Origin of the sequence: Halohasta litorea, assembly GCF_024494645.1 — an archaeon.
In the GTDB taxonomy this organism is placed as follows: Archaea; Halobacteriota; Halobacteria; order Halobacteriales; family Haloferacaceae; genus Halohasta; species Halohasta litorea.
This window is the reverse complement of sequence record NZ_JANHDJ010000012.1, coordinates 1-21,701: the sequence shown is the minus strand read 5'-3', so window position 1 is coordinate 21,701 and position 21,701 is coordinate 1. Positions and strand designations below refer to the sequence as shown.

The 21,701-nt window shown below is 54.3% G+C and carries 20 protein-coding genes and 6 pseudogenes; 13 read left to right on the top strand and 13 right to left on the bottom strand.

The features are described 5' to 3' along the window. Positions 1-204: 204 nt before the first annotated feature. The 3 genes from NO877_RS18420 to NO877_RS18415 all read right to left on the bottom strand — a co-directional run bounded on the left by NO877_RS18420 (position 205) and on the right by NO877_RS18415 (position 2,799). On the bottom strand, positions 205-1,443 hold the full coding sequence (locus NO877_RS18420; RefSeq protein WP_256397767.1) for an RNA-guided endonuclease InsQ/TnpB family protein: 1,239 nt from the start codon (positions 1,441-1,443) through the stop codon (positions 205-207). Positions 1,444-1,580: 137 nt separating this feature from the next. Continuing rightward, positions 1,581-1,778, bottom strand: coding sequence for a DUF6199 family natural product biosynthesis protein (locus NO877_RS20045; RefSeq protein WP_465262063.1), 198 nt, complete (start codon positions 1,776-1,778; stop codon positions 1,581-1,583). A gap of 148 nt (positions 1,779-1,926) precedes the next feature. Continuing rightward, complete coding sequence (locus tag NO877_RS18415) at positions 1,927-2,799, bottom strand: winged helix-turn-helix domain-containing protein (protein ID WP_256397766.1); 873 nt, start codon at positions 2,797-2,799, stop codon at positions 1,927-1,929. Between the two features lie 110 nt (positions 2,800-2,909). Between NO877_RS18415 and NO877_RS18410 the strand changes: the two genes are divergently transcribed. The 7 genes and pseudogenes from NO877_RS18410 to NO877_RS19850 all read left to right on the top strand — a co-directional run. Beyond that, the gene (locus NO877_RS18410) at positions 2,910-3,671 is read left to right on the top strand and encodes a CPBP family intramembrane glutamic endopeptidase (protein WP_256397765.1); all 762 of its coding nucleotides are present in this window, start codon (positions 2,910-2,912) and stop codon (positions 3,669-3,671) included. A 492-nt stretch (positions 3,672-4,163) separates the two neighbouring features. Then, positions 4,164-4,904: a hypothetical protein gene (locus tag NO877_RS18405; protein WP_256397764.1), complete on the top strand. Its 741-nt coding sequence runs from the start codon at positions 4,164-4,166 to the stop codon at positions 4,902-4,904. Between the two features lie 77 nt (positions 4,905-4,981). After that, entirely contained in the window at positions 4,982-6,769 is a 1,788-nt protein-coding gene (locus tag NO877_RS18400) for a spermidine synthase (protein ID WP_256397763.1), read from the top strand. After that, positions 6,766-7,320, top strand: a complete 555-nt coding sequence (locus NO877_RS18395) for a hypothetical protein (RefSeq protein WP_256397762.1) — start codon at positions 6,766-6,768, stop codon at positions 7,318-7,320. Before NO877_RS18400 ends, NO877_RS18395 begins: the two co-directional genes overlap by 4 nt. A 48-nt stretch (positions 7,321-7,368) precedes the next feature. Next, complete coding sequence (locus NO877_RS18390; protein WP_256397761.1) at positions 7,369-9,546, top strand: potassium channel family protein; 2,178 nt, start codon at positions 7,369-7,371, stop codon at positions 9,544-9,546. A gap of 43 nt (positions 9,547-9,589) precedes the next feature. Next, on the top strand, positions 9,590-10,546 hold the full coding sequence (locus NO877_RS18385) for a hypothetical protein (protein ID WP_256397760.1): 957 nt from the start codon (positions 9,590-9,592) through the stop codon (positions 10,544-10,546). 11 nt (positions 10,547-10,557) lie between these two features. Further along, positions 10,558-10,710 (top strand): annotated as a pseudogene (locus NO877_RS19850) (transcriptional regulator TrmB); the annotation flags it as partial. A gap of 33 nt (positions 10,711-10,743) precedes the next feature. Here NO877_RS19850 and NO877_RS18380 read toward each other — a convergent pair. Beyond that, positions 10,744-11,157: a MarR family transcriptional regulator gene (locus NO877_RS18380; RefSeq protein ID WP_256397759.1), complete on the bottom strand. Its 414-nt coding sequence runs from the start codon at positions 11,155-11,157 to the stop codon at positions 10,744-10,746. A 126-nt stretch (positions 11,158-11,283) separates the two neighbouring features. Between NO877_RS18380 and NO877_RS18375 the strand changes: the two genes are divergently transcribed. Then, on the top strand, positions 11,284-11,832 hold the full coding sequence (locus NO877_RS18375; protein ID WP_256397758.1) for a DUF8170 family protein: 549 nt from the start codon (positions 11,284-11,286) through the stop codon (positions 11,830-11,832). Here the strand turns inward: NO877_RS18375 and NO877_RS18370 are convergent. Then, positions 11,830-12,126 (bottom strand): annotated as a pseudogene (locus tag NO877_RS18370) (SWIM zinc finger family protein); the annotation flags it as partial. The gene NO877_RS18375 and the pseudogene NO877_RS18370 overlap by 3 nt on opposite strands. Positions 12,127-12,528: 402 nt before the next feature. Here NO877_RS18370 and NO877_RS18365 point away from each other — a divergent pair. Then, entirely contained in the window at positions 12,529-13,707 is a 1,179-nt protein-coding gene (locus NO877_RS18365; RefSeq protein WP_256397757.1) for an outer membrane protein assembly factor BamB family protein, read from the top strand. Here the strand turns inward: NO877_RS18365 and NO877_RS18360 are convergent. Both NO877_RS18360 and NO877_RS19845 read right to left on the bottom strand, forming a co-directional pair. Next, positions 13,704-13,853 (bottom strand): annotated as a pseudogene (locus NO877_RS18360) (DUF6735 family protein); the annotation flags it as partial. The gene NO877_RS18365 and the pseudogene NO877_RS18360 sit on opposite strands and share 4 nt — an antisense overlap. A gap of 17 nt (positions 13,854-13,870) precedes the next feature. Then, a complete protein-coding gene (locus tag NO877_RS19845; protein ID WP_321169434.1) occupies positions 13,871-14,095 on the bottom strand; it encodes a hypothetical protein in 225 nt (74 codons plus the stop codon). On the opposite strand from NO877_RS19845, the pseudogene NO877_RS19840 reads away from it, so the two are divergent. The 4 genes and pseudogenes from NO877_RS19840 to NO877_RS18340 all read left to right on the top strand — a co-directional run. Then, positions 14,033-14,284, top strand: a pseudogene (locus tag NO877_RS19840) (primase-associated protein); the annotation flags it as partial. The gene NO877_RS19845 and the pseudogene NO877_RS19840 sit on opposite strands and share 63 nt — an antisense overlap. Before the next feature lie 630 nt (positions 14,285-14,914). Continuing rightward, positions 14,915-15,466 carry a DUF7342 family protein gene (locus tag NO877_RS18350; RefSeq protein WP_256397756.1) on the top strand — a complete coding sequence of 184 codons (552 nt, stop codon included), beginning with the start codon at positions 14,915-14,917 and terminating at the stop codon, positions 15,464-15,466. Positions 15,467-15,541: 75 nt separating this feature from the next. Next, positions 15,542-15,916 (top strand): hypothetical protein, encoded by a 375-nt coding sequence (locus NO877_RS18345; RefSeq protein ID WP_256397754.1) that lies wholly within the window; start codon positions 15,542-15,544, stop codon positions 15,914-15,916. 318 nt (positions 15,917-16,234) lie between these two features. Next, on the top strand, positions 16,235-17,374 hold the full coding sequence (locus NO877_RS18340; RefSeq protein WP_256397753.1) for a helix-turn-helix domain-containing protein: 1,140 nt from the start codon (positions 16,235-16,237) through the stop codon (positions 17,372-17,374). A gap of 1,086 nt (positions 17,375-18,460) precedes the next feature. On the opposite strand, the gene NO877_RS18335 is transcribed toward NO877_RS18340, so the two are convergent. The 6 genes and pseudogenes from NO877_RS18335 to NO877_RS18310 all read right to left on the bottom strand — a co-directional run. Beyond that, entirely contained in the window at positions 18,461-18,742 is a 282-nt protein-coding gene (locus NO877_RS18335; RefSeq protein ID WP_256397752.1) for a DUF8108 domain-containing protein, read from the bottom strand. An 88-nt stretch (positions 18,743-18,830) separates the two neighbouring features. Beyond that, positions 18,831-19,106 (bottom strand): hypothetical protein, encoded by a 276-nt coding sequence (locus NO877_RS18330; RefSeq protein WP_256397751.1) that lies wholly within the window; start codon positions 19,104-19,106, stop codon positions 18,831-18,833. 30 nt (positions 19,107-19,136) lie between these two features. Beyond that, positions 19,137-20,012 (bottom strand): DUF6997 domain-containing protein, encoded by an 876-nt coding sequence (locus NO877_RS18325; protein WP_256397750.1) that lies wholly within the window; start codon positions 20,010-20,012, stop codon positions 19,137-19,139. A 287-nt stretch (positions 20,013-20,299) separates the two neighbouring features. Then, positions 20,300-20,962, bottom strand: coding sequence for an alpha/beta hydrolase (locus NO877_RS18320; protein WP_256397749.1), 663 nt, complete (start codon positions 20,960-20,962; stop codon positions 20,300-20,302). Further along, positions 20,962-21,573: pseudogene (locus NO877_RS18315) on the bottom strand (VOC family protein); the annotation flags it as partial. The pseudogene NO877_RS18315 and the gene NO877_RS18320, both read right to left, overlap by 1 nt. A gap of 33 nt (positions 21,574-21,606) precedes the next feature. Further along, positions 21,607-21,701: pseudogene (locus NO877_RS18310) on the bottom strand (IS5/IS1182 family transposase); the annotation flags it as partial.

Sequence of the window (21,701 nt, the reverse complement as noted above, 5' to 3'; positions counted from 1 at the left end):
CCTGCACAATAAACCCGCGGAAGAGTCAACTCCTTTTTTCATTTTCCAGTGTAATTCCTTTTGCGGAACTCACTCTCAGTTGGTTACTCTGACGGACCGATATACTCGGTTGAAATAGTTCTGTATAGTAGGTGTAGTAATTAAAGTGTGTTAGAGTAAGCTACCACGCCCTGAAGGGCGTGGCATTCAGCGTGGACTCCCGTTCTAACTCGTCAAAGAGGTAGGCGAATGTTCGCCGTTCACGTTCAACATCCCGCTGTTCAAGCGCACGCCTACGGGTGCGCCTCCACGCCCAGACTTTTGCTGGTCGCGGAGATACTTCAGACCGATATTCTTCGCCGCGTTGTAATCCGCGTGAACATCATACCCGCACTTCAGGCACTCGAACTCGTCTTGTCCGTTGTTGTGTGGGCGATTGTCCTCGTGGGTGAATCCACACTTCGAGCACCGCTGACTCGTGTACGCTGGATTAATCTGCTTCACTACAAGCCCTTCTGACTCGGCTTTGTACGTGACGTACTCGTAGAGTCGGTGGAACGCCCACTTGTGAACTGCTTTCGCGTACGGCAAGCGTTCTCGGCTTCCTTTCAGTTGCTCGAACACGATATGAGTACAGTCATTCTCAAGGGCTTCCTCTACGATTTCGTTCGAGATGGTGTGAAGCATCTGCTCGAAACGCCCGGTTTGCTTGCGACCGACTCGCTGGACGTTCTTGTGTGCCCATCGAGTCCCAGTCTGTTGTAAGTCACCGCGACGCTTTTCGTATTCTCGGTGCCAGTGGTTGAGTTCGCCACCGCTCCAGAATCTTCCGGTTGAGGTGGTTGCGATGTTTGTGATGCCGAGGTCAACACCAAGGACGGAGACGTGCTTGGTATCGCCTTTTTCGGCCTCATCGTTCTCCACGGCGGGCTTTGTCCGAACGTGGAGGTAGAAACAGTCCTCAACCTTGTCGTAGTGGAGTGTGGCTCCCTTCACGTCGTAGTCATCGTTGAACAAATACGCCGAGTGTGGCGTGTCACGCTGTTCATCGGGAAGGACGAACTCTGCGGTCACTCGTCCGTCGATGGTGGAGAGTGTGGCGTGGTCGTCGTTGACGGTGACGGTTCGAGCATCGTAGCTGGCGAACCGAGACGTGAAGGAGGGTTTTGAGGCTTTCTTGCCTTGCTTCCATCTTACGACGACACCATCGACCGCTTCTGCAGCTCGGTTTCGTGCGGCTTGCACGAGGTTTGCCGGGAGAGGGGAGTCGTCTCGAACGTCGTAGTAAGTGAGGTCGTGGAGTTCTTGTTTGCTGGTGATTTTCCAATCAGGTTCCCACGCTACGTCTACGACGTAGTTGGCGGCGTCACGGAAGTGGTTGATTGTCTGGTGGAGGAGGTCAGCGGCACCCTTGTCCACATCGAGTTTGATGGGCACGGTTCGAGTGCTTGAGTCTTCCACCATCTGTACTTCATATGTAGTAGCCTGTATTTATATTAATTTGGGTTGGCGTGGGGGAGTAAGCCTGCAACTGAGTGGTTTGTGTAGGTGTTGTCGGCTTCCTCCCGCGCCTGAAGACGCGGGTTTCCGCCTTGCATTCATTATGAATATGAGATGCCTATTATGACGAGACAAATCCCGATAAATCGAAAAATCCAAATCATCGAGTCATCTGGTTCAGACGGTTCAGACTGTGGATCACGTAAGAATTTAGGAGCAAAGTGATAGATCTTTCTAGGGATGATTAGATACACAATTCCGAGTAGCACAAATCCAACTCCTGCGAGTTGAACAAACATATCCTCTGGAAAATTTCAGCTATAGCACTTAAATCCTGAACATTGAGTGACTGTCTCTCGAAGTATAACTGTCCAGTCAGAGGGCCAATATTGACTATGGAAAAACCCAGAATCCGATCGAAACCGATGTGTAAGCAGGTATTGACTATTATGTCTGCCAGTAATCGTGAATACGCACGTTTTCGTCGAGTTCGAAAACAAGCGGTTGATCACTGAGTCCGATGGTAAGCCGGGCTGCTGGTGGCTTGCTTTCATAGTAGTCGACAGCACTCACTCGTGCTAGATCATGGGGGCCGAGCTGTGTGTCTGCCGGACCAAGTCCGTGATCTGCGTACAACTGGTCGACGGCGGAGTGTCCGAGAACCAGATGCGCGACCGGAAGCGGATAGGACAGCCAACAGACATCACACATCGCCGTTGCATACGGAACGTTGTCAAGGAGGTATGAATCCGGCACGGAGTCCCGTGGAAACGAGAGCTCAGCGGTGCCCCAACAGTGCGGACAGACTCCCTGACGGAGCAGTCGTAAATCGCAGGCGTGTTTTCGAAGTGAGAGATCGATAACCTCCTCCAAAGACCGATCCACTACTGCCCGAGGCGGGGTCGGATAGGCGATTGCTGCGCCGTGATCTGGGCACCCAACGTACAGATAGTGATCCCGATAGCATGCGACGAGTGCCCCTTCACAATGTAGGCAGTCGTAGTCGATCTGCTGTTGATCGACCATCACCTCCTTGTCGTACATCCCTGCTCGGATCGCCGCCACGATCTCGAGAGCGGCTACTTGGGGCCGGTACTGCCCGTCGACCTTGTGAACGAACTCGTCTTGTAGCTCATCGAGATGATAACTGAACCGACTCGTGTCCTCTACGCCGACTCGATCACGCAACTCCGAAAACGAGGGGCACCCCGATGACCACGCATCATTGTACTGTTCGGCAAGCGCAAAGAGGATCCGAAGACGTGTCTCGTCGGTTAACACTGAATACGTACCATCGGAAGGCTCTCCCGAGTTCGCCATGGTTTCCACTGAGCTTTCTATCTCGTACGTCTTCCGGTCTCACACGTCAGTAATCCAACTTAATAGTCATTCAGATAACACTTACCTCCGGTCCGATACACTTCTCCACCATGTCGGATGCAGCGTCGACACTCACAGAAGGCGTCCCTGAGAAGTATATTAATCGAACCAGTATCGTCCGCACAGCACTCGTCCTCACCGGCGTTATTTTAGTCACAGTAGCCGCACACATCTCAGCGACACTGGCTGTCGTTAGCATGGTTGGAAGTGATACGAGTGATACACTCACCTTTGCTGCAGTAACTGTTGGATCGGAGCTTGCCTTTCTTCTGGTCGGCAGTATCTATCTCCACTTTCGGTCGTCGTTTCGTCTCCCCGTTGGTCTGCCTATACGGCAGGTCTATCCGATCCTGTTCGTTGGTCTGATCGGGAGTTTCGTCACGGCGTTTCTCTCGCTTGCTATCACTGACAGCATCGTTCCTATACTCGAATTCTCACCTGGGTATATGGAGTACAGCGGACTCGGCGAGGTAGCTGGCTCGGGGCTTGTGGTAGGGGCCGTCCTGTCGATCTCGGTGATCGGCCCTGTCGAGGAGTTCTTCTTCCGTGGGGTGATCCAGGGTCGACTTCGAGAGGCGCTCGGCCCTATAGCTGCTATCAGCATCGCCGGAGCAGTGTTCGCGCTCTTCCACGTCTACCCAGTCGCTTTGTTGTCCCCACCTCCCGCCGTCATTACTCATATGTCGGTTTATTACACGCTCATGGGTGCAATATTCGGTTGGGTATACCATCGAACAGACACCCTCGTTGCTCCAGCCTTCGTTCACGGGCTGTTCAACGGTGTAGTGTTCTCAATCCCGCTGTGGATTTAACTGAAATTAGGTGCTAAGTCCCTTTCCTCAAGGAGCAACGAAGGGAGCGAAGCGACCGAAAAGCACAGTAGGGAGGAGATACAGCACCGCATAGTGACCCCCTGAATACGAGCTGGCACCGCTCGACATCTTATGGGCCTCACTGTTCGGGCTGATCGTCATACTCGGTCTTGCATCGGGGCGGATCGTTCAGTTTCCGTTCGTGGGGGTCGCCCTCAGTTCGACCATCGTTGGAACCCTTCATGCTGTGTCTCTTGCTCAATGGTACGGCGAATCGACGGTAAAATCGGCCGCTAAGAGTTCGATCCGTTCTGATATATACTTTTACAGAAGACGAGATACGTTCTTACAAACATCACGAGATACCGATAGTCGACTACGCGACTGTTACAGTTGATTAGGTTTTAATATCATTGCGCAGAAGTCACCTGATAACCAATTAGCAGTAAAAGCTAAAAAATGAAATTTAAGCAACCAATAGATCGGCGTACCATGCTCAGAACCAGTAGCATCGTTGCTACTGGCGGGCTTACTGCCATTGCAGGCTGTATTGGTTCTAATAACGAACCCCCGCCACGGAAATCGAACGTTATCGACAACATCGAACTCTCAGCCGACGGGACAACACTTCGGATCGATCCGTTCGCCGAATCCAACCGCTGGGTGCAGTCTCGGCGGGATCTCGAAGTCAACGCGTCAGCCGGACCCACAAATCAAACGCGAGATAATGGCTCGACAGCGAGCCTGTCGGCGCTCTCCAAGCTCTCCCCGGTCGGGACCGCCCGGGCCGCAAAGGGACGTGGCGCAACTGGCCGCGGAAGCGGCGGCTACAGTTCGGCCCCACGGACCGCAAACGGCCGGGCGTGGTTCTGGGGCGGCTCGTATACGAACGGCTGGTACGACGATCACGACGACGAAGTCTCCCAGTATCCGGTCGACATCGCCACCCTCGGCGTCGCATACATCGGTTCGAACGCTCGCTTCGAGGAGCAGGACCCCGGCCCCGGACCAATAAACTGGGACGATACCTACGACTCCCCGACCGACGCCGAAATCGAAACCTCGGTCCAGGAGCTGCAACCAGGGTGGTATCGGGTCGGTGCCAACATCGTCGTTGCCGAGGGCCCCGACGAGGGGACCGATCTCGGCTGGGAGTGTATCGACCTCCGTGTCGAACAAACCGTCGACGGCAAGGAGATCACCGAACGATGGAAAGTCTCACCCCGTATCTGAGGAGCCTCCACGAGTGAGACGCCTCTCGGATTCGAATCCGGTAGTTGCCGATCGATGGTCGGTCAGTCTCTCATAGTATGTCAGACTCTACTCCGTCCGTCGTATCCAAGCAGGCGATGTTACACGGGATCGCGTGTATCGTCGCCCTCTGTAGCTTCGCCTACGAACTCGTTTACTCGGAACTACTGACGGTCATGTACGGCGGGACCGTCACGCAGTACGGGCTCACCATCGGGCTGTTTTTCTCCTCGCTTGGTGTCGGCTCGTTTCTCGTTCGCCACTTCGACGACGCCCAGCACTCGAACTTCTTTCGGACAGAGGTCTATCTGGCACTCGTTGCTCCGGTCGGCTTTCTGTTCATTCTCTGGCTGAACACCGCCGCACTCCCACAGGTCCTCCCGAACGGGATGGTACAGATTGCAGCGCGCTTACCGGTCGTTGTCGTCGGTGTGCTATCGGGGTTCGAGCTGCCGCTGCTGCTGTCGATGGTCCAGACGGAGGCGGGGTCGACGTCGCCACCCGGCTGGGTGAAGCGACTCGGGCGGGTAGTTGAGAACGGTTCCTACCGGCTACTTTCGGTTGTGTTTCATACCGACCGGGAGAGCACGGAGTACGACACCTACTCGACCGTGTTGGCGATGGACTACCTCGGTGGGCTCTTCGGAGCACTCGTCTACGTGTTCGTTCTCTATCCGCGACTCGGGCTGATTCCGTCGGTGTTCGTGTTGGCGCTGTTGAACTGTCTCGCAGCCATTCTGTTTGTGGCGCGGTTCAGCGACCGCTGGGGGATCACTAGCACCGGCGATCGCGTGATCAACTTCCGCGAACATCGAGCGATGCTGGTTGCGTGTTTGCTTCTTACCGCCGTCTATGCGGGCGTCAGTGTCCAGCACCAAGCGGTCGACGACGAACTGACGGGCTACTACATGGAATCGCTGATCGAGGACGAACACCCACAGGACACCGTGTCGGCGTCGATCACCGATCAGTATACCACCCGAAACCAGCAAGTAATTCGATACGAACGGTCGTGGGACGGCGAGTCGGAGAACCAACTGTTCGCTGGCGAGTCAGACACCTGTCTGCGGTTAGATTCGGCGATCCAACTGTGTGATAGTTGGGCTGACTCCTACCACCACGGGCTCGTCGATGTCCCGATGACGATGTACGAGAACTCGACTGAGACGGATGTACTGTTGGTCGGTGGCGGCGACTGGATCGCAGCGAACTACCTGCGGGATCACGGTGTCAGCGTCGACCAGGTCGACCTCGACGGGGAGTTCATGGAACGGACCAAACACAGTGAGTTCCTCGAACAGTACCACAACGATGCCTATGAGTACGACCACCTGACGGTCTACCAGCAGGACATCTATACGTATCTTCAGGGGACTGACCGTGAGTACGACCTCGTCCTCCTGGATCTCCCCGGCGCGAAAAGCGACGACCTACTCCATCTGTATTCCGTCGAGTTCTACAGCATGCTCGCCGACCGGCTATCAGACGACGGTGTCGTCGTGACGTGGGGGTATTCGGGCTACACCTACGGCCCTCACAACAAAGCCTACATGAACACTGTCCGTGAGGCCGGGTTCGACCACCGCATGGCGTACTACGCGTACAACGATCCCGACGCTGATGGCACCGACCAGCTCGGCGAACGGTTCTTCATGTTCTCCCCTGACGGACCCCAGTCGACCATCACTCCGCCGAATGGGACCGACTACGTTCGTAATCACAGCGAAAAGTACCGTGCGGTCGACTGGAGCGAAACTCCACAGTATGCCGGTATCGAGCCGAACAGCGTCTTCGATCCGAACTACGAGCTGATCGTCGAAACCAGAGTCAAAACGGAAAAACAATGACAGCACCCGAGTGTCTCTACCTTGCGTACACTGCCGAGCAGCCACCGCTTGCGGAGTATGACATCAAACGACGGGTACAACGGCGATTCTTTGAGACCGAGTTCACCTTTGCCGTGATCGGCGACTCACACTACATCGGGGCCCCGGAACTCGGTTTCCACGAACTGTTTTCGTGTAAACCGATTCGACAGGGACGAGTGAAAACAGTACCACTGGTCGACGAGAGTCGACCACCTGGGACAGCCGCTCCCGGTGATGAAGAGGCGATCCACGCCGGTCACTACCGGTTCGGGTCGGTCGGGGTGACCACGACGATCAAGCGTGAACCGCTGTCAGCGTTTCCGGGTCCAGAGCCGTTCGATATCGCCTATCGATTCGAGCCGGCGGCCTATACGACGATCAACTGCCGGTCGGCCAGGACCTACGAGACCTACCACACCTACCCGGAGTACGAGCTGGCGCTGTATACGGAACACGAGTTCACCGAACTCCCAGCTGCTCCCGCCGACAGAGAACCAGAATACAAAAAACCTCATGTGAAATTGAAATAACTACGGAACCATCACGTCTGTCAAAACAACTACCGTATCGAGATCCCTATGACCTGTACCTACGAGTTTGACCCCGCAGCACACGACTCGACATCGGTCGAAAACCGATGGTCGTGTCCACACGAACAACACGCATCGAGCGACTACTGCCCGTTCCACATGGCCCCCGACGAGCGTGCGGCCGCTGGTATCTCGGCAGCCGATCTCACCGCGTCTCTCGTTCGGAAACTCAAAGACGAAGACGATACCCACGCGACGCGGGCGTTCATCGGAGCCCACCTCCCAGAGCTGGACCTCGACTACGTCGACGTCGAAAGCGACGACCAACATCCAGTCGATCTGCGGCATACGACGATTCCCGGCGGGATATCCGTCCTCCATGGTCGATTCGAAGAACAGCTCGATCTCCGCCATAGCACGGTCGGCGGATTCATGGCTGATAACTGTGATTTCGAAAACGGTGTGTTGTGCACGGGCACCCGATTCACCGATACCGTCGACTGCTTTGAGGCGACAGTCACAGGCGACGATACCGAGTTCACGGGGACTATCTTCACCCAGCAAGCACTCTTCGATGAGGTGGAGTTCACCAACGATGTGGGTTTTACTGACGCAGTATTCGAGGCCGAGGCGAGTTTCGAGGGGACGCAGTTCTACGGTCGATCCAACGAGACGGGCGATAATACGACGTTCTCGGGGGCAGTATTCAACCGCAACGTCTCGTTTCTGTATGCTACCTTCGAATACATCGAATTCAGAGACGTCCTGTTCGACGGCGAGGCCGCCTTCGAGAAGGTCGACGCCTCGGGCACGGTGGTGTTTACTGGCAGCGAGTTCACCGCCGCTGCGGACTTCGACGAGGTCACCTTCGGTGAGGACGTCCTGTTCGACGACACGCGCTTCGATGAGGGAGCGAGCTTCCGTGGCGTCGAGTGTCGTGGTGGCACAGCACTGCTTGAGGACGATGTGTCGTTCGCCAATGCGGAGTTCGGCGACAGAGTGACCTTCGAGAAGGGGCGCTTCGGGTATTCGAACTTCACGAAAACTGAATTTGTTGGTGATGTAATCTTCGAGCGATGCGAGTTTACCGACGATGTGACGTTCGAAAACGCCCAGTTCCATGGTGTAGCCGATTTCGATGAAGTACTGTTTGACGGTGACTCCGTATTCACGAACGCTGTTTTCGGTGGATCCACTACCTTCCGTGGAGCGACATTCAACGGCGGAACCAACCATTTAGAAGACGATGCCGTCTTCCAGGATGCGACGTTTGTCGGCGCTGTCGACTTCAGCGATGTCGTCTGTACCGCTGCGGACTTTAGCGAGGTCGCGTTCAAAGAGAGTGCGGACTTTACTGACGCGGAGTTCACCGACTCGCTTCGGTTGAAAGCGGTCTCCTTCGGCGACGACACCTATCTCAATTTCACCGAGGCGACGATTGCCGAAGGGCGTATTATCCAGCCCGAAGACGGCTGGGTTCGGTTCGATCTGACACGGGCGACGGTCGGCGATGTCGAACTGAGCGCGGAGAAGCCGACCGATGAGCGGGAACTCCTCGACTACGTTCGATTCTGTGATACGACGTTCGATGAATTCACCTTCTCGGAACACACCAACTATCTGGACCGCAACGATTGGAACCTCCACGGGTTCGACGACGGGACGTGTCCGTATGATTTCGAGGTTGAGATGACGCCCGACGTAATCGAAAAAACGTATCTAAAGGCGAAAAACAGCGCATCGGCCCAGAGCAACGTGAAGGCTGCAGGCGAGTTCCGCGTCAAACGCCAGCAACACGCCCGACGAAAGTTCTTCGAGATCGCCGCAGATTCGAGTGAAGCACTGTTGACACGGGGGCAGAACGCGCTCCGCGGTATCGAAAACTTGTTTCTCGGGATCTCATGTGGCTATGGGCTCCGGCTCTATCGGATCACGACTGTTTTTATTTTGTTTCCGCTGTTCGCTGGCCTGCTGTTTGCAGTTGGTGGTTCGCCCTTCGAGACCGGGGCCGGACAGATCGCGGTTGCCGAGCTTGCCACGTTCGATGGGCTGCAGACGCTCGGATTGAATCTGTACTTCTCGTATATCACGTTCCTCACGATCGGCTACGGCAACATCGGGCCGATCGGCCCCGCTGCCAGACTCGTCTCCGCGTTCCTCGTCTACATGAACGTGATCCTCGCGGGGCTGTTTCTATACGCCCTGATCAAACGGAGCGAAATTTGAACCGTAAACAGAACTATAGCAATCAGCATACAATCTGACAACAATGAGTTCCCCTTCGACAACCTACTCCGGCGATATTACGCTCAACGGTGACGAACAGACACCCGTCAAGATTGTCGACCCCGAAAACATCCACGTCAAGTCCGGGGCCGTCGGCGGTGATCTGAAAATACTGAACGCGGAATACGTCTATACGAACACGCCTACGGGCGACACAGCCGATATCGGCGCCATCGAGACCGAGATCAGCGGGACGATCGAGGACGGATATATCGAATCGGGTGGGGTCTCCGGTGACGTCCTCATCGTCGACGCCGAAGATGTGTTCATCGAACACGACGCGGTCAGTGGCAACCTCCAGATCGTCGGCGACGAACAGCGGTTCCACGACGAAAGCGATACATCCCCACTCTCCCGGAAGCAGTACGACAACGGCGTGACCGGCTGGGACCGCGAGTTGAGCGTTTCCGAGCCGGAAACCGGGGTTTCGGTTACCGGTGGTCAGAACTCGGTGCGGATCGAGAACTCCGAAGCGGCGTTCGAACTCTACGTCACTGGCTGGAACAACAGCGTCCGAGTCGACGGCTATGGCAGCCTCCGCCTCCACCTCGTCGGGTCGAACAACACCGTCGAGGTGAGTGCTTACACCGATGTCACCGTCGCCACCGAAACCGGTCACGACAACACGGTGAGTGTCGACGACTTCCCTGTGGAGGATCTCATCAAGACATCACAGAGTGCAGCGTACAGAGAGGCATTCATGGGCCGCAAGAAAATCACCTACCAAGTCCCAGCCATGAGCGAGGACTACTGTCCTGGCTGTGGAGCGACCGCAGACGCTGTCATCGAACGCCACCAGGAGGATGCGTTTTTCTTGTTCGGCTATCCGATCTACCAGTTCGAAGCTGGCAGCGGCTCCTACGAGTGTGAAGAGTGTTCGACAAACGCACACCCGGATGTTCGGCTCTCAGAATCCGAACGCAAGGATCTATTTAAGTAATATTCTCGAACGACCTTCGTGAGCGAGCGGCGAAATATGAGATCGAAGACGAAATCGACGTCCCGATCTGTTACTTCGGTACGTGTGGTAAAGTCGACGACGACAGCCTCCTGGAGTGGGACGAGTTCCAGAAACTAGCGGCTGACTATGAAATCGAACGGTGATCGAGTACTGATACGGAGCCGATCCTCCAGGAGTTAGGCTTTGTCCGGTCGCGGGGCGTTCTCGTACTTGACCATCTTCTCGGGCTTGTCGGAGATAGTCTCGTAGATCTGTTGGAGGGTTTCCTCTGCAGTGAGGAGGTTGTGTTCGTCGAGGAAAGTTCGGCCGTCCTCTGTGAGGCCATAGAACTTCCAGGGGTAGCCCTGTCGACGCTGGTCGTCGTCCAGTGCGACTTCCTTCACGATGCCAGCGTCGATCAGCTTCTGGATGTGCTTGTAGACGGTGGCATCGCTCACGCTGGGATTGAGCTCTTCGAGCTCGTACATCGAGGGGAGCTGATCAGGATGTTGGAGGATGTTGTTGATGAGGGCAAATCGTGTCTGCTGGGTGACGAAGTGAACGAGTTCGCGCGGTTCCATCTCCTCAGCAGTCCCAAGTTCTGTACTCATACCATACAGTACACGGCGTGGCGACAAGTAGTTTACCCTTGAGTAAATTACTCTAGAGTAAATCAAGGAGTTGAACAGGTAATTTACTCTATAAATCATATCTCCCTGCCCCGAGAGACATTCAGTATGTCCGATGAGGAGTCGCCTGTTCCTGATGACGTTCTCAAAAGTGCCAAAGACCAACTTGATGAAGAGGAAATAACGCTGGCTGATAATGAAGAGATCCTCTACGCTTTGAGCGAGTTAACTCCGGTCTACGAGAACGACCGGTCGTACTTTGTGCTCGGGAACTACGACCGAGAGCCGATCCGACGTCTAAACTTGGTGGTTGACCGCCTCAACCGTCGCACTAACGCGTACGCCTTCCGGATGGTCGACATCCGTGGTGAGTGGGACAACAGCATCCAGAAGTTCTGTCTCATCGCCGATCTCGTGACGTATCTCGTCGGCGTTGCCGAGAAGGATCCGAGCGGCTTCCTCGTCGAGCAGGGTCTGCTCGTCGGCACGACCGAGTACTTCGCAAAAAGTCACGTCCTCAAGCGGACGTACGAGGATGAGGTGCATCCATTCGGCTGGATGCAGGATGGTATCTTCGAGTTGTTTGACCGAGGGGGACGGCTGTATCGGTGGCGAACCGAGGAGGATCTCGTCAATATGACTGGCGAGCTGCCGTGACCTACCGTCGGCGACCAGCTGCATCTGGGTCGCCACATCCAGGATGGTTGGTCGGATCGCGATTGCCGTTCGGTGTTTACACGGGCCGCCAAATCGTTCATCGGCAGGACACTCACAGCTCTCTGGCACACCGTCGACGACTGCAACATGGTACTCGTGATCATCTGGATTGAGGTGACTCTCGTTACGAATGAGGACATCACCGTCGTAGAGGGAGAACGCGAAGGCTTCGTACTGGGCTCGTTTCAGGACACGATTCATCGGGCTAAGCTTCTCCAGAAGTGATTGAGTCATTGTGAGATGGGACACACATACTGAGTGCCGCACCCCTCAGGGCACGATAAAACCTCTATTGAAGTGTACCAGTCGTGTTCGCTGATTGAGGTCGACCAAGAAATCCGACTCTGGTATTCAATCTAGACCTAGACCCCTGCACTGCGAGGATGACTGAAAAACAGAACTATTCAAGAGTTGTGCGATCAGATGGTCGTAGCCTCTACGGGCTGTCGACGACGAGACGTGTGATCACATTGAGACGGCCATTGGGTTGGTCGACGAACTGTCGGGGTCCGAATTACGAGCCTATGGCGGGGATCACCCATACTGGCCCTGAAAAACAGCAGCTGTCTTCGAGTAAATCGCCCATCGATGGATATCCAAAACCCCTATGGGTTCTGTATCCGATGTCTCGGTTAGATGTCCTCCATATCGCGCCGTGAATACCTTGCAGTCTCGGCCACGACAGTTCTCGCGGCAAATGCCGGCTGCCAGACCAACTCGTGTACGCCGACAGATCCTGGCGTCGCGCAGTGGCCACAGATACGTGCTTCTCCGCAAAATACGAACGCCATTCCCGATCAGCCGACGCTCACGGCGGGTGGTGACTATTGGACGAGTTCCCTCGCGGACGATATCGATATCACCGGACTCGTTGCCACAAATAATACGGCTGTCGTCGTCGGCCGCACGTCCGGCGAGCACAATGGCATCCTGACCACCGTACAACTCGACGATGGGTCCTCCGATACGACCCACGAACTCAATCGGCGTCCAACTGGGCCACCGGCCCTCGCCGGTTCGGTCGCTGTTACGCCCGTACTTGGCGACTATACCGAGCCATCGACCGGCGGGCTCGTCGCGCTCGATACCGCTAGCTGGACGACCACTTGGACACACGATACAGCTGGCAGACCCAATCCGCCGACCGTCGCTGACGACCTCCTCGTCGCCACGAGCGATCGGGGTGATGTAACTGCGCTTGCGGCGTCCAGTGGCGACACGCAGTGGACGCGGACGTTTGGTGACGGTCACCAGCGTGCAAGCATCCCTGCACCGCCAGCCGTCGACGACGACCACGTGTATATCACAGCAGATGGCTCTGCCGCCCAAGGCATCTATACGCTAGACCGCGAGACGGGTGAAATACAGTGGGAAATCCCTGGACCAAATATTCCGGAACCGTTAGTTCGCACGGAGGATGTCGTTCTCGCGAGCTACGACCGCTATGAACTCGCGGCGTTCGATGCTGGGAGTGGAGACCGGCAGTGGTCGAAAGCGATGTACGATGGTGGTCTGTTCTCACCAGCAATCGGACATAGCCGCGTCTTTAGCGCGGACGAGGAAACCGTGTATGCGCTTGCCGTCGAGGATGGCGATGTCCGCTGGGAACAAGACCTCGATGTCGCAGGCTCCCCAATGGTCGTTGGGGAGTCGGTCGTCGTTCCGACGACTGACCGGATTGTGGGTCTGAGTATTGAGGATGGTAACGAGCTGTGGGCTCGGTCTGAGACATCTGCCACAGGGTGCGTTCCTGTAAGTCGGGGCCTGCTTTACACATCAGGGAATACGGTGACGCTGCAAACAAACTGTGACTAATCAGGACGAACGGGGTGCTGGTCTGGGTTGAGACGGAGTAGCTCCTGTCGGTCTCCGACCCGCTCAGCGAGCTTTCGTTTCAGGTACTGTTTCGACGTCGACGGCGTGAAGACGCCCTTGTCGAGCATGTCGCCGCCGACGTCTCTCCTGACGTGATTCGGTGTCAGTGCCATCGTGATCGCGACTCGGCTATTCGATCTGCGACGACCGAGGCTATCTGGTCGACGTTCTCCAGCCGATCATCGATGCTCGTGATGATATCAAGGCTGCAATCCGTCGTGAAAAGCAGCATGACGAGCCCGACAAGGACCGCCTCAAGGAACTCGAAGATCTCAAAGGCGTCTTTTCGCGTTGGTCCTGGTATGACGAGCAGGTTACGGACTATCAACTCCGCTATGAATTCTCGAATATGATTGGTGGTAACACCCCGCTTCCGATGAACTGTGGTAACGATGATATGCAGCGGTACTGCATTGGCGAAGACCAGTGTCCATACTCGATCTGGGGGAGTCTCCCTTTCCCAGATGAAATGTATGACCAGTTGGATGCGACGGCGTCGACTGGGATTGAGTTTTGATCCTGCTGGATTAAGTACTAGAATTTGTATGTTTTCGTTGTAAGTCCAGAATAATCTGCTTGTAGAGTCCGTCGGGCACTTTTCAGGGTCTCTAACCCCCGATATGCGCAGAATAGTTGGTATTGATCTCAAGATTGTGTCTGTGTCTGATTTGAGTGTCTATCCGTATTTTTCGTCGTAGCCTTTCTCTTAGCCTGAATCAGTCGATTTTAGGTGTTTCAACTATCCGTCGGGGTCAATTAGACCACTCCCACCATTTTTGATCGCGTCGGGGTCATCAAAACGGTTAGAGAAGTTCCCGACGATCTTTTAGGCTAATCTGAGGCCGTTATATTTCCTTCTGTACCTCTGGAATAGTCCAAAGAAAGGCTAGGGTACAACGGTGCAAACGCCGCTGGCTCTCTCTGGCCGAAAAGCCATCTGGAGTATAGGGCATACAGATGATATATCAGAAAACGCTCAGGCGATAATAGTCCAATTTGTTTTACCATTTGTCTCCTACTGACGGGAGAAGTGGTGTCGAACAATAGTGTCGACTACTACTCAGTCCCTCAACTCGGTTGTAAGCCAATACCAACTATTCCATGCTAGTGCGAAATTATTAGTGTACTGGTGGCGAAGATTCTACTCATGAGTGAGAAAGAACCGAGATGGCCTCCTGGAGCGGATGCAGCAGAACGCGTCCGTCATGTTGTACTGACACAGACTGAACCACAAAACGCAGGATGGATCGCCACCGAGGCAGACGTCTCACGCGATACCGCTGTGAAGTATCTCAATCGGATGGTCGACCAGGGGGATCTCGAAGTCACCGAAACTGCTGAGGGTACGTGCTACAAGCCAGACAGCATCACCCAGCTACTTCGAGAAGTTCGCCAACTGGCTGAAGAACACACACTCGACGAACTCACCCAGGAGCTCAACGCGATCGGTGACGAAATCGATGGGTGGAAAGAGAGATTCGGGGTCGACTCACTCGCTGAGCTGCGCAAAAGTATCGGCAGTGAGGTCCTTACTAGTAAGGATCGCCATGAGCGCTTAGAGGTAATCGAAGAGTGGGAATACAACGTCGAGATACGCGAATCAATTCAGCTTGCAATCAGTCTCAAAAGTTCGCTGTCGACACTCGGTACTGATTCGCTGTCTAGTGGCTCGTCGACAACACTCCCGCAGGAAGGCTAGTCGTTAGATGGTGATTTTTCTCGCAGGTGCCGGGGATTCACCCGGCGTGAGGGTCTTCGTCGACTCAAAGAACGAATGGAGAACGTACCTGGATTCGATAGCGTTCGATATGAACTGTCTCGAATCCGTCCTCGGAAGGTTGTTGCTGATGTCGACATCGAGATCTTCCTTAGTGAGTCGTTTCCACGGACAGACGCAACAGTCGAGGTACTCTGGCGGCCACGTGAGGGCACTGACGTCCAGCGTGTTCACTGGGCAGATGATGGTGTCAGTGTTGGCTGGCACAAAGACGATGATCACCCGGATCTTGGAACAACGCACTTCCAACTCGAAACGACTGACGACTCAATTCATGAGCCAGGAGATATCGAGGTCGAAGCACCGCTGAGTTTCTTCGAAATCTGTCTTGACCGACTCTCCGAGGAACTCCGGAAAACAGTCGACGACTGAATCCGGTAACCAGTCCAATTTTCTTTGTTCTATTGGCCCAGAACACCGACTGTCTACAAAATAGCCAACAACGTCTATTCGTATACACTCCTAGAATAGACAATGGGTTGTTCGGGTCAAATCGATAGGCAGGTGGTTTTCAGAGTTTTCGACACAATGAGTGATACCACAGAGCCTCTCACTACGGAAGAGGTTGCGAGTGGTGTGGGATGTAGTCCATCCGTGGCGCAGGCGACACTGAATTCACTGGGCAGTCAAGGACAATTGAAATCTAAATCGATTGCCAACGACATACAGGTATGGTGGCGACCACCGTCTGTGGATGATTTTGATCTGGCTCATCCGCGCACTGAATCCGACAGCACTGGTCGACTCGCTCGTGGCCTAGGCGAGGATTTGCTAATCGAGCAGATCTTGGAGGCCAGTCCTGTAAGTATCGTTGTTGTCGACTCCTCTGGGGAGATCGAATTTGCGAACGAACGTGCTGAGGAGATGTTAGGCCTCGAACGCAGTGAGATTACGAGCCGAACCTACAGACAGCCTGAGTGGAACATCTATTACGACGATGGAACGCCAGTTCCTGTGGATGAGCACCCAATCACACGTGTTTTGAAAACGGGACGGGCTGTGTATGGGTTTGAACACTGGATTGAGCTCCCAGATGGGACCGAACGATGGTTGTCGAGTAACTCTGCACCTGTGTTCAATGCCAGTGGGGATGTCGACTACATTGTTGTCGGCATTGAAGATGCGACAGCGCTGAAAGACCGCGAAGACAAGTTGACGAGCGAAGAGATACGATTGGTCGAACTCTCTTCAGAACAGCTGTTTGAGCCGTTTGTGGCCGCTGCTGATTCCGGATTCCAGATCGATATCGATGAGGTGGTGAGACTTCCCGATGGAACCGCACTCGAATACCTCTCCGCAACTGGAATTCCAACGAAAACAGTACACAGCGTGGCCGCTGAAGATTCTACCATCTTAGATGCGAAATTGCTCAAGTCGACTGATGAGGTCTGTCGACTAGAGGTCCATGTAGGGGACCTGCGTGTCCCGTTAGTCTTTGAGTCTCTCGGAGGGCAAGTGATTTCTCTCATTAAACCTCAGTCGGATGGCTCAGTGGTGCTTACTGGAAGACTACCGGGAGATCTCGATCTCCGAACTGCCCTTGGAGAGATTCGGCATGTGTGTTCGGATATCGAAGTCGTGTCTCACGAACTCGACTACTCACCACGGCTCTTGTACAATATCATCGAAGATGTGCTGACCGAAAAGCAGCTTGTAGCCGTACAGATGGCCTACTATGGCGGCTACTTTGAGACCCCACGAGCAAGTTCCGGCGACGAGTTAGCAGATCGCTTGGGAATCACACGGAAAACATACAATCGCCACCTCCGCAAAGCAGAACAAGCGATCTTCGAACAGTTATTCGAAGCTTCCGGGAAAGGCATACACTGACTAGTCAGTCTCACTATTCATATACGCCACTGTCTTACTAAATGCGTGGATTGAATTCCACTCGGTCTGCTGTATGGGGGAATGCAGCAGTCGTATTGAAACCGGGCAGGCTGATAATCCAGCAACAGGCCATTCTGGGGGGAATGGACGTCTTGCTGTATTACCAGTTTGGAAGTCCACTGGTAGAGATACCGAAGACGTGTTTTGTCCGGGGGTTACGTCAGTTGGACTTACTGTAGTGGTCTCGCACTGGGGGAAAGTAAGAGACACACTAGACTATCAGAGATGGGGGAGGGGGAAATCTATCCAATAGCATTATATTCGGTATCTCTACTTCAGTGCAGGTGTCGGATGTGCAAAGTACAGAGCCTAATTGTTTCAATTGGTAAATAAAAATAGTCTCGGAAATGAAAGAGTCGACTCCGGAATTCGATGTGATCTGCAATCGACGTACTTCGAACCGACCTGTAAACAGCTACGGACACCTGATTTAATCTCACAGGGGGTACATGGCATCCGGTTCGATGCGGGACGGAGGTATGACCGATACGCGCCCTCTATTCAGCACTGCCTCAACAAACGGTCATGGGTATGCCAGAGCAGATTCTCAATCATCAATGCCGAAGTGGGTCGCCACACCAACACAGGTCGACCGCATCGGCCGTCCACGCACATTGCAATCGCGCATTCCCGATCGTCTACTCATCAAATCTTAACCAACAAGCGATCAGCTCTGGCTTAACTGTTGGTTAAGAAATTCAAAATCACACCCGATTCGTCCACAGTCGGCTTACATTCCTGGAACCGCAATGACACCCGTCGACGAACTGTGTGATCAGTTGGCCGCCGCCGCAACCACTGCCGTCGACGCTGAAACACTTGAGCATATCTAGATAGCCATTACGCTGGTCGACGAGCTCTCGCGACCCGACCTGTTGGAGTGTCCTGATTGTGTACGTGAGGGCCTCCCAGAGCGGATCGTCGACCACGACTGCCGCAGTGGGTCGACCGACAACCTACAGCAGAGATGTGATAAAATCAGCGTTACAGCGCTGGAGCAAACTATTCGCCGTCTTGTCGACCGTCTTACCCATACTTTTCCGTTCGTTCCACAGCTCCCTCATCAGGAGCCATCCGTCGACGGACAACCAGTTTCTCAGGCCGGTTGAACCACCGGTAGAACAGATACGCAATATTCCCGACTCCAAGAGTAAAGATGAACAACGGGACGTGCCAGATCCAATCGCCACGAAGCCCACGTTTGAGAACAGCGCGCCCTTGGGCCTTTTCGATCACTTCATAACCAACCGTCTGATAATCAAACACCGCTTGCTCAAATGCCTGTTCGGTGTCGACAACTTCTCTCATAGTTTGACAGTCACACCAGTCAGTTAGAAAAGTTGTGACTATCCGACACACAAAGACGGACCCTCAAAAGGGAGACTCAAAGGTCTAGTCACGAATCCACCAAACCGAGACCCCACTCATCGAGCTGCTCGTTGCTGTATATGTGTTTAGAGGCCCACACCTCACCGTCGACAACAAACAGTCGCTTCTCAATCTGGTGGCCGGCCTCAATGTGACCCGCCCGCTTGTAGGCATACGCGTTGGTTGTCCCGTTAGTCCATAATTTCAGATCAATCACCCACTGGTCGTCGTCCCAAACCGTGTCGGCTGCCGCCGCAAGCCTGTCGACCTCTACGTAACACTTGGCCCGTGAGATCCGGCACAAAAAATTCAACCGACCCACAGACTGTCGACATCAAATCCGGAGTCGGTACTGGCTATGGGAGTCGACGCGTACACTGCTAAGGACCGGCTTTTCACCATCAAATGGCGTACATTCGTAGATATGGTAGTCGATCCCACCCTTGATCTCTTGGGCTCGGAGGTAGACCGGAATAATCTCAAAGTCCTCATTCGAGGCCTCTGATTGAAGACTCATCAGTGGATAGAAGAGCTTGTGTTTGGCAAGCGATCGCTTCGTCCCGGTCTTCGCCTCAAGCACGATCAAGACTCGCTTCCCATTCCGTCGACTCACAAAACAGGCGTCGACTTCGACTTGTCCATTGTTATGTCGGAGTGTCACTGGGGTCGCTGGGTGTGGTTGGAACTCAAACTCAAAGGTCGAGGCGACGGTAGCAGGCGCAGCGCCGACTGTTTCAACGTCAAGACCCAGTGTTCGACTCACCAAGCCACTCGTGAGTGCCAGATTGACCAACGAGGACTCAGAAAACTGGGGAAGGAGTTGATATGCACGAAGCCTATCTTGGGTTTGCTGGGCGAAGTTCTGTGCGTCTTGGCTCTCTGGGCGCAGGTCGAGCTCGGTATACTGATCTGAATCGAAGGTCGCCTCGTCGATAAAGAAGTCATCTAACCCACCTTCAGCTTCGACCAATGCAAATTGGGTCCCAGTGCCGTCGGGTGCCCGTCCCAGCCGAAGCACCATCATATCGTTCTGTTCTAATTCGCTCGCAAGATCTCGTCTCTTATCGATAGAAATCTCTGCAGCCGTTCGATAATCACGAGGGTCCTGCCCAATGTCTGTGATGTAATCTCGAAACGACTGTGGACCATAGATCCCAGACTTTGAGTTGCGCGCCGTCTGTATCGCAGCCTGCCAATGCGAGTCGGTCATTCAGTGTTCTTCCATCGAGATATGTGACGATGTGCTTTAGAGACACGGTAGCGGTGGTATTTCACACTGTCTCTTGAATCGCCATTCTATGACAGAGTCTGCGCAGTTACTGAGCGTGTGTTTCGCGAGATCGTCGCTGGAGAACAGAACGTAGATGTCTCCATTGAGTCGGAGGGGTACATCTGCACCGCTGATATATACGCTGTTGCTGCCGGGTACTCGTTGGGTATTCCGAAAGCTCACACAGTATCTGCAGGCCGGAGTCTGACCATTGACACCACACCGGCTCAAAGTAATCGTTGGATGAATGTGTTGATCATCTGGATTTCGTCGTCATTGATCGCGTGTCCCAAATCATCATAAAGTCTGTAGTCGACCGCACTATCGAGCTGTTCAAACACGTGAGCTGATTCGCGAATGCGCTCTGCAGGAACGTAGGTATCGTCACTACTACACCCAAGAAACACCGGTGTGCCATCGATAGAGCCTTCGTAGTCTTGTCTGATTTCTGGTCCAAGTAAACTCCCGGATAACACCACGAGTCCACCGTAGCGACGGGGATTTCGTGCGACGAACTCGCTTGCAAGGCACCCACCTTGTGAAAACCCCAGTAGGAGTGTGCGTTCGTAAGGGATACCTGCGGCAGCGGCTGTCTCAAGACAACTCCTTACCTGATCAAATGCTGAGGAGAGCCACGGTTCGTTCTCTTCGATTGGTCCATAACCCGACCGGGGATACCATGTGCTCTGGGCGGCCTGGGGAGCGAGATACATCACGCCATGGTGGAGAAATTCGTCGATGAGTTTCAGAAAATATTGTGCAGTCGACCCCCGGCCGTGAAGCATGATCACGGCCGCTTCAGCTGCTTGTGGAGGTGCGCCAGCGGTCTCAGTCGGTTGGCCTTCGTGTGGGTCCGCTTCTGGATCGGTCGAAGATGTATGCTGGGCCATCAATTTGGTTCCGAATCAGGCGTAATATTGAGTGGCGGAAGTTGGCTTTCGATTATTTCACGGTCTTCTTCGAGCCACGGTGGGAGGAACAACGATTCGCCAAGCGTATTAAGGTCGACATCGGCTGTCAGTCCTGGTTGTTCGGTCGCAAGTTCAAACAGAATACCACCGGGCTCACGAACATACAATGAGTGGAAGAAGTGTCGATCCATCACCCGTGATACGTCGTATTCGCGTTCTCGGAAGAGTTTGTGCCACTCAAAGAGTTGTTCTTCATCAGGGACACGCACGGCAACGTGGTGGATCGACCCAGCACCCTCACGGCCGAAGTCGACATCTCGGTCGAGGAGATCGATACTCGTAGCACGGTCACCTGGTGCTTGATATCGAACCCGATCTCCCTCCTGTTCGAGGAGTTCGAACCCCAGCGTCTCCAGCACACTTGCAGTAACAAAGACATTCGTCGAAAGCAGCGTCACACCAGAGATGCCACGAATTGCATATTGTGTTGGAACTAGCCCGTCTACATATGGTTCTACAGCCGACTCGCCGGTGACAAGTTCTAGTTGCGTGCCGTCTGGGTCAGTAAATCGAAGCACCGTCTCGTCAAACGGCTGTGTTGAATCGCCATACAGCGTAGGATTTCACTGTTTGACGAAGCGTTTGATGTTATAGACGGCACACATCAGCGCGATTTCGCGGAACTCACGGAACCAGGAACGCGCTCGCACGGCGAAGC